Genomic DNA, 231 nt, shown 5'->3' with positions numbered 1-231 from the left:
ATACATTATTATCATCTGCATATCTGCAAAATTTGTGACCTCGTCTTTCAAGTTCTTTATCCAATTCATCTAACATTATATTGGCTAATAACGGACTTAATGGACCACCTTGCGGTGTTCCTTCTTCACTTATTACTGAAACCCCATTAATGAAAATTCCGCTTTTGAGGTACCTTCTTATTAATGATAACAATCTTCTGTCTTGTATCTTCTTTTCAAGTTTACTCATGA

Annotated in this window: 1 protein-coding gene; it reads right to left on the bottom strand. The window is 33.3% G+C overall.

Annotation, left to right across the window (positions count from 1 at the left end; translation table 11 throughout):
- Positions 1 to 231 (bottom strand): reverse transcriptase domain-containing protein (locus tag GXK56_RS27615; protein WP_243156294.1); only part of this gene is annotated, 231 nt, incomplete at both ends.

The sequence above is a fragment of the Clostridium sp. C2-6-12 genome (assembly GCF_009928485.1).
Classification (GTDB): Bacteria; Bacillota; Clostridia; order Clostridiales; family Clostridiaceae; genus Clostridium.
The sequence above is the reverse complement of the archived record's forward strand: the minus strand, read 5'-3'. Positions and strand labels throughout refer to the sequence as shown.